Raw genomic sequence first — 14614 nt, forward strand, 5'->3', positions numbered from 1 at the left:
GGATGGGTGCCACTTCAGCCAGCGCCGTTCCAGCAGGCGCGCGGCCCAATCGGAACTCTTGCCCAGCAAGGCATAAATGATGATGGACAGCACGACAATGTCGGTCTGCAGGAATTCGCGGGCAGTCATGGCCAGGTAGCCGACACCGGATTTGGCGGAAATGGTTTCGGCGACGATCAGCACAATCCACGACACGCCCAGCGCATAGCGCACGCCAACCAGAATGGACGGCACCGCCCCGGGCAGCACGACATAACGCAGCAGTCGCCAGCCGCTCAGGCCGTAATTGCGCGCCATTTCGATCAGCCCGCTATCGAGGGAGCGGATGCCGTGATAGGTATTCAGGTACACCGGAAACAGGGCGGCGAAAGTAATCAGGAAAATGCGGGTGGTTTCGTCTATGCCGAACCACATGATGGCGAGCGGCACCAGCGCCAGCGACGGGATATTGCGCAGCATTTGCAGCGTCGTATCGAGCAGGCGCTCACCGGTGCGCGACAGCCCGGTCAGGAGGCCTAGCGCCAGCCCCAATGCGGTGCCCAGCGCGAAACCGGCGGCGGCACGTATGAAACTGACGCCGATGTGATGCCAGAGTTCGCCGCTGGCCACCAAGCGTACAAACGTTTGCAGCACTTCCAGCGGGGGCGGAAAGAGGCGGGCGGACACCAGCCCGCGGGTCGAAGCAAAGTGCCAGATGATGAGCGTCACCAGCGGAATTAGCCAGGGCATGAGCTGCCACCACAGCGTTCGCAACGCCGGGGCGGCAGGATGGGTTTGGCGGGGTGCCCGGCTCACTTCGTACCTGCTGTCTGGGCCGTTTCCGCTGCCTGCGCCGGTTCCTGCCACTGCCATTCGGCAATGGAGAAGTCTTGTTTGGCCAGCCCGTTGGACAGCAGGAAGGCTTTGGTGCCTTCCAGCAGATCCAGGCCTTGTTGCGGATAGGCTTCGATGTTGAAAGAGCTGACCGGCCAGGATTCACGCACCACCGGTTCGCTAAAGGCCGTGGTGGTCAGGTAATAGGTGTAATAGGCATCAGGATTGGCGTGCAGGTCCCGGGCGCCTTGCTCGCGGGCCTGATCAAAGGCGGAGGCAAAACCGGGGTGCGCCTGCAGGAAACTTTCGCTGGCGACAATGACCGAATTGCCTTCCAGGCCATGCTGGCTGGCCTGGTCTATCACTTTCAGGCCCTGCGCCTTGAGCTGCGGCCCCAGGCCGGTCGGCGCGGTGTAGGCGGCGATATCGCCCCGTTCCAGCGCGGGCTGGGCATCACGCGGGAACAGATGAACTTCTTCAACATCCTTGATGACGCCCTGATCTTTCAGCCCGGCAAAATAGCGGTGCAGATAGGAACCGCGCGGCAGGCCTACGCGCTTGCCAGCCAGGTCGGCCGGGGTTTCCACGCCATTGGCGGGCACGACCAGCCAGGCGTCGCTGGCAATGCCGTTGAAACCCAGCAGGCGAGTGGCGCCGCCGCTGGAGCGGGCGAAGAGCGCAGGGGTATCGCCGTAAATGCCGATGTCCAGTTTGCCGCTCAGCAGCGCTTCATTCAGGTCGGGGCCATTGGGGAAAATGTGTTCCGTGATTTGCGTGAAGCCCAGCGGTTTGAGCGCGCTGGCCAGCAGGCCTTCTTCCAGCGCCCAGCCGACCGGGCCACCTATGCTCTGGCTCGGTCCGATATAGCCCAGGCGCAGAGTATGGTCGCCCGCCGCCCGCGCGGCAGCGGGGGCCGCGGCGCTGATTCCGGCTCCGGCCGGGCTGGTGGCGCTGGCGCTGGCGGACGGGGCGCTGGCGGTATTGCCATTGCCGCCAGCCGGGCTGACCGCAGCCTGCTGGTGGTTGTCACAGGCGGCCAGGGACGCTGCCAGCAGGATACCGGCGAACAGACGCAAGCCAGTGCGGGGCAAGCGGCCAGGGCGGGCCGGGCGCGGGAAGAAAGAAGCCGTCGGCGAAAGAGGATTCAGAATCATGGCGAAGAGGTTCTCGATACGCCTGGCCTGTCATCAGACAAGCCAGGCAGGCAGTCAAATCGTGCGCGTCAGGAAGTCAGCAGAGATCCCGGCGGTGGCGGTCTTGCCATCGCAGCGGGGGCGGATGATTTCCCGGGGCCAGTTAATGAATTCTAGAAATGCAGCGTCCCGGGATGAACGACGGATTATTTATTTGCTAATGGCATACCGGCCTGGCCTGCCTGAGCTAGGAGGGGGCTGGCCGTGCTGGCACGGCGATTCGGGATCGGCCAGAGGGCTGTCCGCCAGCCCTCTGGCGGCATGCAGCGGAGCGGCAGGGCGGCGGCAGGGGCGGCAAGGCGGGCGCTAATGAGGGTGGAAAGAAGGGCCTGGATGCTTGAATTCATTCAGGAAAATGTTGTTCCGGCGCGGCGGCGGTGACATTCCCGGGATCGAATAAGTTTGACAGTTTTTGTTTGATTAATAATAATTATTAGCATTTCATGCGTTGCGCATCAATGCATGTGGCGGACTCGATACCCTACGGTAGGCCTATGCTGGCAGCTCAAAATATTTATCAGGACGACCTCGCCTCGTTGTATGCCGAGCATCTGGCCTGGCTACAGGCGCTGCTGCACCGGCGTTTGGGTAATGCGCCGGATGCCTGCGATCTGGCTCAGGATGTCTTCCTGATCCTGTTGCGCCGGCAACTCCGCTTTGATGACGCCGAGGGCGCCCGCGCCTACATGAGCCGCATGGCCAAGAATCTGTGCACGGATCTCTGGCGCCGCCGGGCGGTGGAGCAAGCCTGGGTCGAAGCCATGGCATCCAGGCCCGAACCGCTGGCGCCGTCGCCGGAAGAGCGCGCCATTATTCTCGAAACCATCTGCGGGATCGCAGCCATGCTGGCGCGTTTGCCGGAAAAAGCCGCCAGCGCATTCGTGCTGGCTCATCTGGAGGGCATGGCCTACCGCGATATAGCTGCGCGTCTAGGGGTGTCCGAACGGATGGTGAAAAAATATATTGCCCAGGCCATGCTGCATTGCGCCCTGGTTGGCTGGCCGGATTGAGAGCGTGATGCTGCTGCCTGCGCCCAGGGCCTTGCCCGAAGACCATGAGATAGACCACCGCAGCCTGGAACAGGCCGCTCAGTGGTATGCGGTGCTGCTGGCCGATGATGTTTCTGATAAGGAACGCGCGGAATGGGCGCATTGGCTGGAGGCGCCGGGGCATCGTCAGGCCTGGCAGAAAATGGAGGCAATCAGCCGCCGCTTCCAGCCGCTGCGGGCCTGTAGTCAGCCCGGAGACGTGGTGCTGGCCGCCGTGCATGCCGGCAAACGGCCTGAAATACGCAGGCGGAAACTGTTGCGCGGCCTGATGCTGGCGCCGGGTCTCGGACTGATGTCCTGGGCGGTATGGCGTGAAACGCCAGCGTCCCGGGTGTTCAGGGCGCAGTTCTGCGACTATCACACCGGCAAGGGCGAGATCAAGGAAATCGCGCTGGCGGATGGCACCCGAGTCTGGCTCAACACGGCCACCTTGCTGGATGTGGATTACACCCCCTCCTTGCGCCGCCTGGTTTTACGGGAAGGTGAAATTTTCATTCAGACCGCCAGCGATAGCCGTCCGCTGGTGGTGGATACCGATCACGGGCGCCTGCGGGCCTTGGGCACACGCTTTATCGTCAGGCAGGAAGCGGCTCAGACGGTGCTGGCGGTGTATGAGGGCGCGGTGGAAATCCGCACTGCGGGCAATGCCGCCCGGCGAGTGGTGGCGGCGGGTGAGCAAACCTGGTTTGACCAGCGCCATATTGCGGCCGTCGCGCCTCTGGATGCGGCACGCCAAGGCTGGAAGAGCGGTATTTTCCAGGCCGCAAGCATCAGCCTGCGCGAGCTGCTCGACGAGCTGCAGCGTTATCACTCCGTTTACTTTTCGGTCTCTCCGGCGATTGCGAACCTGCGCGTCATGGGCACGTTTCCCTTGGCGGATCTGGACGCGTCGCTGGCGCTGTTGCGAGCCGCCTTGCCCATCAAAGTGAGGCATACCTTGCCCTGGTGGGTCAGCCTGCAAGCTGTCTGAGGCCCGGCTGGCCGATCTCGTCTGCCTGTGCGCAGGGTGGAGTTTCACCTTTTTTCTTCATGTGGCGGCGGCGCCCGATGATACGGGTCAAGCTGACGGCTGTTTGGTATGCCGGCTTATTTGTAACTTTATGTATCTTGAGGTTCCCCTTATGGGGTCATGTCCGTTTCCTGTATTGAGACACAAAATCAATCATCCTCTCTTTTAGGAAACGACTGTTCATGTTTTCAGACGTAAGCGGCAGCGCCACAGCGTTGCGTCCGGGCCTGGGGTGGAAGCGCGGCGCATTGCGGCCGCTGGTATTGGCCATGCTGGCTGGCGGTATGGCAGGGCCGTTCGCGCTGGCAGAGACGGCCTACGCGCAAAACGCGCCACAGGCTGCGGCGCGCAGCTACCAGATTGCGGCCGGCCCCCTGGGGGCCGCCTTGAACCAGTTTGCCGCCGTGTCGGGAATTTTTCTGTCTGGCGCTGCCGATCTGACCGCAGGAAAACAGACGGCAGGCTTGCAGGGCAATCACAGCGTATCGGCCGGTCTGGCGCGTTTGCTGCAGGGAACCGGACTGGAAGCGCAGGCCGAAGGCGGCAACCGCTATAGCCTGAGGCGCATCGGCCAGCCCCAGGCCAGCGCAGATTCGGTCACGGAACTGTCCGGGATTACCGTTGAAGCGGCGCTTACGCCGGCCGACGAATCCGCGACGAATTACACCGTCAGCCGCAGCAGTTCGGCCAGCAAGCTGAACCTCGCGCTCAAGGAAACTCCGCAGACCATCACGGTGTTTACCGAGAAGCTGATGGAGGACTTGAACGCCACAACCGTCAATGAGGTCATGACCTATGCGCCTGGCGTGACGGTGCTTGAAAATGGCGTGCCGGGCGCGGGCCGAGTGCAGTATTTTTCGCGCGGCTTCGCTATCAACAGTTTCCAGATCGACGGCCTGATGACGGACGGCGCGGCTTTCGGCGCGCAGAACAATGCTTCCAACCGCACCGCTATCGGCTTTCAGGACACGTTTCTCTATGAACGCATTGACATCATCCGCGGCTCCAGCGGGCTGACCACCGGGCAGGGTGATCCCTCTGCCAGCCTGAGCCTGGTCCGCAAGCGGCCACTGGCGGAACGGCAGATACAGGCCAATCTGAAATATGGCAGCTGGGACAACAAGCGCGGCGAGTTTGATCTTTCCACGCCGATCAACGAGAGCGGCAGCTGGCGCACCCGCATCGTGGCGACCGGCGAGCGCGGCCATTCGTATATGGACCGTGTCAAGCATCACGGCCACGCGCTGTATGCCATCAGTGAACTGGATGTCACCGCGTCCACGCGCATCAGCGTGGGGGCGACGCAGCTCAAGCGCCGGCTGGACGGCGCCGGGCCGCATGGCCTGGTGCGCGCCACCAATTATGGTGATCCCACCAAAACGCCCAGCGGCAATGTGTATCACAGTGATCTCGGGCGCAGCTACAACAACGCCACGCAGTGGAGTTACCGCGATTTCTATTATTCCAACACTTTTGCCACGCTGAATCACGTCTTTGCCAACGACTGGGAAATTGTCGGCAGCTATAACCACTTCAGCGCCAAGAGTGATAGGTTCTATGGCGTCATGGGCAGCCAGTTCTATCTGCCGGAATATGACGTGGCCAGCTATGTGTGGGGGCGTGAAAAATATGAGAACGCCACCAAAGCCTATGACGTTTACCTGAAGGGGGATTTTGGCTTGCTGGGGCGCCGGCACGATTTTGTGGCGGGCTACAACCAGACGGAGTCGCGCCGCCATGAGCATGGTTACCTGACCTCGCCTGGGCCGGTGTGGCCGACGCTGCCCGATGTGGATGACCCGCGTTATGCCCAGTACTGGAATTCGGGGCAGTGGATACGGCCCAGCGCGTGGAACGATGGCGATGTCGGGCTCCCGCCGATAGACGCGCGCTACCAGAAGTACGGATACAGCTGGGAGCATTCGAATGGCTATTACCAGAGTGAGCACAAGCAGAACGGGATTTACGCCAGCTTGAGGCTGCGTCCCCTGGAACATCTGCAGGTCATTGTGGGCGGGCGCTATGGCAAGGGCGAGCGGATGCAAGACCAGAAAACGCACACCACGTTTTCACCGTATGCAGGGCTGATTTATGAGTTGACGCCCAGCATGAACGCCTATGCGGGCTATGCGCGGGTGGAAAAGCCCAATGTTGCCACCACCAGCAACCCCGTGGATATCAATGGCGTCTGGCTTAAGCCTTTGCGCGCCAACACCATCGAGACCGGTATCAAGGCCGGTTTCTTCGAGGACCGCCTGAACCTGGCGGCGACCTACTTCACCATGACGCAGGACAACTTTCCGATTGCGACTGATAAATGGGTGACGAATCCCGATGTGATCGGCTATGTGGACCGTGCCTACGAAGGCGTGGATGGCTACCGGATCTATGGGGTAGAGCTCAGCTTGTCAGGCCAGGTGACGCCGCATTGGCAAATCATGGCGGGCTATGTGAATCAGCATCAGAAAGTGCCCTTTGATGTGAACAATCCGCCCTATGGCGTGGCGGTCGAGGATTTCGCCGAGCAGTTCTTTTTCCCTAAGAACCAGTTCAAGCTTTTCACAACTTATGACTTTCTCGAACGCTTCACCGTAGGGGGTGGCGTGACCTGGCAATCAGGCAGCCTGACCAGCAATTTCGAGGCCAGCGACAAAGGCATGGTGCCGGTTTACCAGGGCAGCTACGCGCTCTGGAATCTCATGGCGCGCTGGCGGCTGAACCCGAACGCGACACTGGGCCTGAATGTCAACAACGTCTTCGACAAAGTGTATTTCACCAATGCCAGCGGCGCCAATTTCGGGACACCGCGCAATGTGACGGCCAGTATCAGCCTGTCTTTCTGAGCCGCGTTTGAAACCGCTGCCGCGTGCCGCGGCCTTCACTGTATTTCCCGCCGCAGGCGCAAGGCCGGCAGGGCGGGCCGCCATTCAAGAGGACGGCGCTGGCAGGTTCATGCGCAGCAATGGTGTCCGGCCGGACGTACCGGCAGCGCCATCTTCTTGATTATGTCTGGACTCCCGCAAAGCGGGGGCCAGGATTCAAGCAACCTTGATATGCAAAGGAAGTGGTGTCATGCAACAAGTCTTCAAGCTTTCCCTTTTTGCCGCCGTACTGGCTGGCGCCATGGGTGCCGCGCAGGCCGAGACTGACCTGACCGTGAATCTCAGCGATACCCATCAGGTCGGCGCCGATCATGTGAAGTTCAAGGGGTCGTTCACCTATGACGGCGTTGTTTATGGTCCGGCGACTGCCATTGCTGGCGGCGGCGCCGCCGCGCCGACCGCGCATTCGATAGACCTGCGCGATTTCACGGCGGACACGCTGCACAACAAGACCGGCACGGTCAAGCTGGGCAATAACAACACCTATCTGCAATCCGACAATACGACCGGCGGCAATGTGGTGTACCGGGTTTACCGCCAGGAATATGCCGGGGTGGTGGGCAATCTGACCAAGGGGACGAACCATGAGGCGGAAGACCGCATCCATTTCGTCAAGGCCATCGTGGGTGACGGCACGGCGCGCACTGCGCTGCCGTCGGCAGGCAGCTATGGCTATGAAGGGGTGACCTTCTCCAACTTTGGCGAGGGGACTTTCAACTACGTGGTGGACCTGGCGAACAATAGCGGCTCAGGTTCGTTCTCCCTGGACAAAATCATGGTGCCCGGGTCGATTGCCAGCAAATACAACGGCCAGCTGGGCACCAATTTTTCTGCCGCGACCAGCTACAACCTGGACGTGACGGGCACCTTGAATTCGGGTGCGCTGACAGCTGACAGCAATGGCGTGGCCAGCCTGACGGGTTCGGTGACGGCCGGGGCGGCTGCCAGCAGCGATCACGCCAAGCTGTATGACGCCATTGTGCTGGATAGCAGCTATACCCCTGACCCCAACTACTACGTCAAGCTTTACGGGCCGCAGGCCGAAGAGCTGGCCGGCGCGCTGATCGGCTTGCCTGAGCGTATTGGCGGTGTGGCCATTATCGGCAAGCGGAGCAATTAAGCCCTGCGGGTGTCATGCCGGGCAGCCGCCATGCCGGTGGCTGCCCGGTGCCGCCGATAGCCGCTGACCGGCTGCCGGCGGCGGAATGCCTGGCGCTTCGGCCCGGGCTTTGCCAGTGTAATAACGGAGAAAATCATTTCATGAAACAGATCATGCCTGGAATGGCAGTCAGCCTGTTGGCTGCATTGGTGCTGGCGGCCTGCGGCGGCGGGGGGAGCGATGGCGGAAACAGCGGTTCCGGAGGCAATGGCAGTGACCCCGGCACAGGGGGAGGCACACCGGGCACCGGCAAGCACGCCTTGACGCTGCAACTCAAGGGTTTGCCGGCAGGAGCATCGGTTCCGTTGACCTATGGCAGCCAGACGGTGAACTGGAGCGGCAGCGCCGGGCTGACCATAGATCCGGCCAATCATTACACGGTGAGTCTGGGCCGGCCGGCGCTGTCTGAAAGCAGCCAGTATCTGACGTCCTGCGCTTTTGCCGAACCGTTGCGCGGTACGTTGCAGTCCGATGGCAGCCTGCTTGTCGCCTTGAATGCAGATGCGACACAGGTGGTGCAATGCAGCCGGCAGGCCTTTGCTGTCTTGTCGTTGCTCAAGGAAAACGGGCCGCGCGCGGAAACCGGTTTGCGGCTGATGTTGATGCAGGCTGATGGCAGCCAGGGCAGATGGCTGCCGGGAGATGTCGGGATTTCCCGCAGCGGAAGCAGTGCGGAGGGCAATAAAGCTTTGTTGCTGAACAATGAAATCTTGTTGTCAGGGCGTGATGCCGACCGCAACAGCGCGACCGGATACGAGCTGCGCGCCACGGACGGCACGCTGGCTGGCTTGCGTCTGGTCAAGGATATCAACACGACGCAAAGCGACGATATCTCTTCCAGGCCCACGAATTTTCATCGCCTGGCGGACAAGGTGTATTTCATCGCATCGCCCTTAGGTTCATTGGGGACGACGCGGCTGTTCGTGTCCGACGGCACGGAGCAGGGCACGCAGGTGGTCAGCCTCGGCGGCGCGGAGCTGCAGCGGGTGGGCAAGACGGCGGTAGCAGGCGGCCGTTTGTACTTTGATGCCAAGAATATGGTTTATATGATTGATCCCAAAACCGCTGAGCCCGTGGCTTTGGACAGGAAGCTTTCAGGAGAGCTGTATGTGCTGGGCGAGAGCGTGTTTTTCCAGACGTCCGATAGGAAATATTGGCTGCACGACGGGACGACTTTGAGCCAGCAGGAATTTCCGCCAGCGATTCCTTCATTGGGCCGCGTGATGGGCTTGGATGGTCTGCTGTATTTCAGCGCCAGCGCATCCGGCAACGATTACCAACTGTGGCAATCCGACGGCACGGTAGCCGGGACGACCGTGGTGCCTATTCATCCTTCGGGTTCGCCGAGTCCGCAGATGGTCGGTGTGTTCAAGGGTGCCCTGTACTTCTGGGCGACCGACGGGGCTCAGACCGGGCTTTGGAAACTGGCGGGCAAGCAGGCCAAGCCAGAATTTCTTGCTGCCGCGCAGCGGATAGATGGCTGGTCGGTGCTGCAGGACAGGGTGGTGTTTCTTTCGGATAACAACACGCTCTGGAGCAGTGACGGCAGCCGCGCGGGCACGCAGATACTGAAAAATAGCGCAGGCCGTAGCTTCAAGACCAAGATACGCCCCATCGTGGTTAGTGAACAGCAAGCTTTGCTTTCTGTGCATGAAGATGCGGGCCAGGATCACGCGGACATTTATCTGAGCAACGGGACGCCTGAGGGAACCGTACAGGTCAAGGATACCTATGGGAATCCGTTCCAGATCTATTCCGAGCGGATGAATGCGGTGGCGCAGTAAACCGTGAGGATTGCCGGGTGTTGTGCCATTCGCCCTTCACCTGGCGTTCTTCCTTTGGCGTTCAAAAGGCTGTTTTCATGTCTCGTCTGTCTGTGAGGTCCCGTGCCGCGCTGGTGTTGGGACTGTTGCTGTTGTTATGCGGGGCCAGGGCCGCAGCGCAGCCGGCTGCCCCTGCTGTTGCCGCGCCGCTTGCGCCTTATGACGACACGCTGATTTTGCAGCCGCTGCCGCCCTTGCAACAGCGTCCGGATATTGGCCGGCCTAGCGGAGCGGGGGCGGCGGGCCAGGCCGGGCTGCCGCAGGTATCCGATGAGGACTTGCGCGGCAACCTGAGTTTGGCGGAACGGGTCATCAATCAGGCCATGCTGAACGAAGACTGGCAGGTCTTGGGCCGCTTGATGGACTTTTATCCTGCGATGGCAGGAGCCGATCCGATTCTGGCGGATTACGTGCTGGGCGCGCTGGCGCGTCATGAAGGCCGGCATGCCGAGGCCATACGCCGCTACCGGGCGATTCTGGCGCGCCAGCCCGACCTCAGTTATGTGCGGCTGGATCTGGGGGCCATGCTGTTTGAAAACAAGGCTTACCGGGAGGCGGATGACGAGTTTGCCGCCGTCTTGCGTGATATGCGCATGGTGCAGGGGGCCAGGACGAGCGCCATGGCATACCGCCATTTGCTGGCGCAGCGCCTGGCTTGGGAGGGCGCTTATGCCGTGGGCTATGGCTGGACCAGCAACGTCAATAGCGCAACGGATAACCGGTTTTTCTATATGCCGGTCGATATCGACGAAAACGGCGTGCTGTATCTCTGGGAGATGGAAAAGGACGGTAAAGACTTGCCGCACAGCGGGCATGGGCCAGCCTGGTCGGTGCAGGCGGGGCGTGAGTTTAATCTGGCGGGCAATCATTTTCTGGGTGTACAGGCCAGCAGTCATGGCACTCTTTATGGGAGGCAGTCGGACTACAACGAATTCGCGGCGAATTTCCGCTTGGGCTACAAATATCAGGACATCGACAGCTGGTTTGGCGTGACGCCCCATCTAGGCAAGCTCTGGCTAGGCGGCAAGAGCTATAGCGATAGCCACGGTATCAGTCTGGATTATGGCCGCTGGCTGACGGGGCGCTGGCAGGTCTCGGGCGCTTATACCTGGATGGAACGGCGCTATCAGGATTCACGCTACCGTGGTTACGAAGGCAAACTCCGCTCAGTCTCCATGAATGTGCTGCATGTGTGGTCACCGGCGTCCATACTATTCGCCGGACTGGCCTGGCAGGACGAGGATGCGCGCAGCGGTGAGGCTTCTTCGGTGCGCCGTTCTGTGCAGGTCGGGGCATTCCGGCAGTTTGGCCAAGGCGTGCAGGCCCGCGCCAGTCTGCGTTATACGCGCCGCCGCTTTGATGCGCCCTATAGCCTGTTTTTATGGCAGGACAGGCGGGATCGTGAATATCAGGCTGATGTCTCGCTGTGGCAGCGCGACTGGCAAGTGCTGGGGATGACGCCCAGGCTGGACCTCAGCTATCTGCGTGTCAAAAGTAACTTGTATGCCTATCCGCGCAGCGAGAAGACGGCGACGCTTTGGCTGGAGCGAGCCTTCTAAGTGCTGGCTGCGCGTAGCAGCCTTGCAGGTGTCTTTGGTTTGCGTCCGCAGCGGGCCGGTGTGCACCGGGGCGGGCGGGGTGCCTGATCCGGGCTGCTCCGGCGCGGCTTGCCTGGGCCGCAATAGGGCATGCTGTCTTACCCGCGCGGATGCTGTGACGAAAGCGGATGCGGCGAATCAAGCTGGCGCGGTAAAGAAAGCTGGCGCTGCAAAAAAATGCCAGCCCGGCAAGATGCGGGGCTGGCGTTGATGCTTGCTGCGCCAGGCTGCCGGAGCAGCCTGGGCGGCATCAGCGGCGTTGGGCCGTCAGGGTGTAGCGGCGGTCGCGCTCGGTATCACCCAGCGTGCGGGCCTGTATCTCGTAGGTGCCGGGCGCCAGCTCGGTGACGATCTGGGCATCCAGGTTGCCGGCGCTGTCGTCGTCTTCGGCCAGCGTCGAACCGTCCTGTTGCAAGGTCAGATAGCTGTCGGCGTCAGGTGCGCGCATGGTGATGACATAGTTGCCGGGCTGGGTGATTTCCAGGGTGTAGATATCCGCGTTGTTGTTGCTCAGCAGCAGCGCCGGGCGCGGTTCGCCAACCTTCAGGACGCCGCCGCCGGCATTCTCAGGCACGGCCTGCGTCTTGATTGCCAGCGTGTAGGGGCCGCTTTGGCCGCCGCCGTTCAGGTTGACATGATAGGTGCCAGCCTGCAGCACGCTGCGAATGCGGTTGCGCTGGCCGCTGCTGCTGCCGCGTGAATTGCCGTTGTTGGCGGTGATTTCCACATCAGGCTGGAAGCCGTCCGCATTCAGGTCCACCGTCACCAGGGCAGGCTGGTCCAGGCGGAAAGAATAGGCTTGGGCGTCGCCGGTATAGACGCCAGTGGCCGCCGGGCCGTTGAGTTGCAGCGAGGCATTCGGTTCCAGCAATTCCCCTTCGGGCAGGGCCACGCGTTCGACGTCAATGGTGAAGCCGCCCTGGAAGTTTTCGGTTTCCATGGCAGAGTCAGCGGCGATGATGTAATTACCCGCCTTCAGGGCCACTTGCAGGCGGGCATCGTAATTGTTGCCGCTGTCGTCATCGCTGAACAGGTCAACGCCCGCGCTGTCGCGCAGTACCAGGAAAGGATCCAGGCCTTGCTGGGCCGCGCGCATGTCGATGCGATAGATGCCGTCTTCGGCAATATTCAGGCGGTATTCCAGAACCTTGCCGGTGCCCCAGTCGGCAATGCTCTTGCCGGCCGTGATGGGCTCGCCGGAATACGGTTCGAGTTTTTCCACTTCGACCTGGAAGGGGCCATAGGCGCTGGCGTCCATGCCGCTGATGGCAATGTCATAGGTGCCGGCGGCTTCGGTCTTGAAACCCAGCACGGTTTTGGCATTGCGGTTGGTGCTGGAGCAATCGTCGCAGGGGTTGCTCAGGCGCGAAACCATGACGCCGTCCCGCAGCACGCTGAGTTGCGGGCGCAGCGAGCCCGTCACGATGATGCGGAACAGCTGGCCTTTGTCCGCTTCCAGTTTGAATAGCGCGCTGCGCACGCCATCGCTGTAGTTCAGCAGGCTCTTGCTGGACAGTTCGCCCGAGACTTGCTTGCCTACCGTCAGCGGCACGATGGACGGCTGCTGGGAGAGCTGTTGCTGGAAGTAGAAAAAGACGGCGGAACCCGCGACGATCGCGCCGGCGACCGCTGCAAGCGGAGTGGAGAGTTTCATAGATCCTCGTAGGGAGTAGTTCAGGCTCGGCACAGCCTTGGCGCGCCGGGACGAAGGCCGCTTGTCCGGGAGCCGGAGCAAGGGCGGTCAGCGCAGCGGGTGCCAAGCAAGCGCGATTTTAGAAGGCCTTGGCTGCTTGCGCAGCAGGCGCATGGGGCACGCGATGGTATCAGAATGCTACAGCGGTTTTTGCCTGCCGCATCCGCGATCTCGGCGGGAGCGGCGGGATTCCACGCTCGCTGGCAAGCCAGGCCTGCTGCGGCTTGCAGGCTGATGTTGCAAACACATGCACAGCCGATCCGGTGCAGGCCGGAGGGCGCGTGGCGGCTGCGGCGGCGGCCAGAATGGCCGGGGGATTCAGGACGGTCTTTGGGTAAAAAGGGATAATGCGTTATGTGTGAAGATGTAAGGCGGTCTGGATGTACCGGAGCAGCCATGGCAAGGTACGGTTATATGGTGTCTTTCTAACATTTTCCGTTGTTCAATTGATTTGGGGCTGACTGCTATGAAACTTTCTATGCGTCCTTTGTTTCCTTGGCTGACGGTGGCGGGGGCGTTGGCGCTGGCTGCGTGTCAGAGCACCGTGCCGCTGCAGCCGGACACCACACCGTCTGCAGAGGCGCAACAGGCTCAGCCGGTGGCGGAGGCGCAGCCGGTAGATCAGCCGGCGGCTCAGAACGCGCCAGCGATCCGTTTCTTCCTGGCGCAGTCGCGTCCCGCTGATGACCTGCTGCAGATTCAGCTGGATCCGCAAACCAGCGTGTATGCTTTGCCTCAGCCGGTATTCACGCAGGCGGACATGACGCAGATCGTGCCCTTGAAGAGCCAGCAGGGCCAGGTGGTGCTGCGCTTTGACTTCAATGAGCGGGGCGCGCAAAAGCTCAATGCCATCAGCCGTCAGGCCGCAGGCAATTATCTGGTGCTGACGATCAACGATCAGGTGGTCGCGGTGCCGCAGGTGGCAGCGTCCTACGAAAAACCGGCAGTGCATGTTCCCATGCGCAGCGTCGATGATGCGCAAGCCGTCGTCAATCTGCTGCGCCAGGGAGGAAATTGATCCGGGCCTGAGCGCGCAATGCTGCCGGGTGTGTAGAGAGCGGGCGGTGACCGGTGACGGCACCGCCCGCGTGAGTTTGAAAACAGGGGCAGAACCCATGCATGGTGAGTACAAAGTCCACGGCGGCAAGCTGGTGGTGGTTGACCTGGAGGTGGATGGCGGGCAATTGCGCAACGTCAGTGTCGCCGGGGACTTTTTCCTGGAACCGCCGGAAGCGCTGGCGGATATCAGGCAGGCTTTGGATGGTTTGCTGGCCACTGCATCGGCTGAAGAGATCGCTGCGAGCATACGCCGGGCGCTGCGCCCGGACGCCGCGCTGATCGGCTTCAGCCCGGAGGCGGTGGCTATCGCGGTGCGGCGCGCCTTGGGCGTGGAGC

10 protein-coding genes and 1 pseudogene are annotated in these 14614 nt (G+C 61.6%); 8 read left to right on the forward strand and 3 right to left on the reverse strand.

Going from position 1 to position 14614, the window contains the following annotated elements; genetic code table 11:
- A partial coding sequence (ssuC, locus tag ACTJGZ_RS13225) for an aliphatic sulfonate ABC transporter permease SsuC (protein ID WP_441663381.1) occupies positions 1-852 on the reverse strand: 852 nt, incomplete at its 3' end.
- Entirely contained in the window at positions 792-1967 is a 1176-nt protein-coding gene (locus ACTJGZ_RS13230) for an ABC transporter substrate-binding protein (protein WP_441663382.1), read from the reverse strand. The genes ssuC and ACTJGZ_RS13230, both read right to left, overlap by 61 nt.
- A 533-nt stretch (positions 1968-2500) precedes the next feature.
- On the opposite strand from ACTJGZ_RS13230, the gene ACTJGZ_RS13235 reads away from it, so the two are divergent.
- The 6 genes from ACTJGZ_RS13235 (at position 2501) to ACTJGZ_RS13260 (ending at position 11487) form a co-directional block, all read left to right on the forward strand.
- Entirely contained in the window at positions 2501-3016 is a 516-nt protein-coding gene (locus ACTJGZ_RS13235; protein ID WP_441663383.1) for a sigma-70 family RNA polymerase sigma factor, read from the forward strand.
- A gap of 7 nt (positions 3017-3023) precedes the next feature.
- On the forward strand, positions 3024-4025 hold the full coding sequence (locus ACTJGZ_RS13240) for a FecR domain-containing protein (protein ID WP_441663390.1): 1002 nt from the start codon (positions 3024-3026) through the stop codon (positions 4023-4025).
- A gap of 221 nt (positions 4026-4246) precedes the next feature.
- Positions 4247-6907, forward strand: coding sequence for a TonB-dependent siderophore receptor (locus tag ACTJGZ_RS13245; protein WP_441663384.1), 2661 nt, complete (start codon positions 4247-4249; stop codon positions 6905-6907).
- A 229-nt stretch (positions 6908-7136) separates the two neighbouring features.
- Positions 7137-8066 carry a factor H binding protein domain-containing protein gene (locus ACTJGZ_RS13250; RefSeq protein WP_441663385.1) on the forward strand — a complete coding sequence of 310 codons (930 nt, stop codon included), beginning with the start codon at positions 7137-7139 and terminating at the stop codon, positions 8064-8066.
- Between the two features lie 152 nt (positions 8067-8218).
- The gene (locus tag ACTJGZ_RS13255) at positions 8219-9889 is read left to right on the forward strand and encodes a hypothetical protein (protein ID WP_441663386.1); all 1671 of its coding nucleotides are present in this window, start codon (positions 8219-8221) and stop codon (positions 9887-9889) included.
- 77 nt (positions 9890-9966) lie between these two features.
- Complete coding sequence (locus ACTJGZ_RS13260; protein WP_441663387.1) at positions 9967-11487, forward strand: surface lipoprotein assembly modifier; 1521 nt, start codon at positions 9967-9969, stop codon at positions 11485-11487.
- A 289-nt stretch (positions 11488-11776) separates the two neighbouring features.
- Here the strand turns inward: ACTJGZ_RS13260 and ACTJGZ_RS13265 are convergent, their stop codons facing one another.
- Positions 11777-13180, reverse strand: coding sequence for a hypothetical protein (locus ACTJGZ_RS13265; protein ID WP_441663388.1), 1404 nt, complete (start codon positions 13178-13180; stop codon positions 11777-11779).
- Positions 13181-13697: 517 nt separating this feature from the next.
- Between ACTJGZ_RS13265 and ACTJGZ_RS13270 the strand changes: the two genes are divergently transcribed.
- Positions 13698-14237, forward strand: coding sequence for a SecDF P1 head subdomain-containing protein (locus ACTJGZ_RS13270; RefSeq protein ID WP_441663389.1), 540 nt, complete (start codon positions 13698-13700; stop codon positions 14235-14237).
- A gap of 70 nt (positions 14238-14307) precedes the next feature.
- A pseudogene (locus tag ACTJGZ_RS13275) lies at positions 14308-14614 on the forward strand (hypothetical protein); the annotation flags it as partial.

Origin of the sequence: Kerstersia sp. (genome assembly GCF_052103615.1) — a bacterium.
Lineage (GTDB): Bacteria > Pseudomonadota > Gammaproteobacteria > Burkholderiales > Burkholderiaceae_B > Kerstersia.

What these genes read in the sequence shown, in the direction of transcription:
- ACTJGZ_RS13240 (WP_441663390.1), top strand. Translation starts at nt 3,024, where the DNA reads ATGCTGCTGCCTGCGCCCAGGGCCTTGCCCGAAGACCATGAGATAGAC.
- ACTJGZ_RS13235 (WP_441663383.1), top strand. Translation starts at nt 2,501, where the DNA reads ATGCTGGCAGCTCAAAATATTTATCAGGACGACCTCGCCTCGTTGTAT.
- ACTJGZ_RS13230 (WP_441663382.1), bottom strand. Translation starts at nt 1,967, where the DNA reads ATGATTCTGAATCCTCTTTCGCCGACGGCTTCTTTCTTCCCGCGCCCG.
- ACTJGZ_RS13245 (WP_441663384.1), top strand. Translation starts at nt 4,247, where the DNA reads ATGTTTTCAGACGTAAGCGGCAGCGCCACAGCGTTGCGTCCGGGCCTG.
- ACTJGZ_RS13255 (WP_441663386.1), top strand. Translation starts at nt 8,219, where the DNA reads ATGCCTGGAATGGCAGTCAGCCTGTTGGCTGCATTGGTGCTGGCGGCC.
- ACTJGZ_RS13250 (WP_441663385.1), top strand. Translation starts at nt 7,137, where the DNA reads ATGCAACAAGTCTTCAAGCTTTCCCTTTTTGCCGCCGTACTGGCTGGC.
- ACTJGZ_RS13260 (WP_441663387.1), top strand. Translation starts at nt 9,967, where the DNA reads ATGTCTCGTCTGTCTGTGAGGTCCCGTGCCGCGCTGGTGTTGGGACTG.
- ACTJGZ_RS13270 (WP_441663389.1), top strand. Translation starts at nt 13,698, where the DNA reads ATGCGTCCTTTGTTTCCTTGGCTGACGGTGGCGGGGGCGTTGGCGCTG.
- ACTJGZ_RS13265 (WP_441663388.1), bottom strand. Translation starts at nt 13,180, where the DNA reads ATGAAACTCTCCACTCCGCTTGCAGCGGTCGCCGGCGCGATCGTCGCG.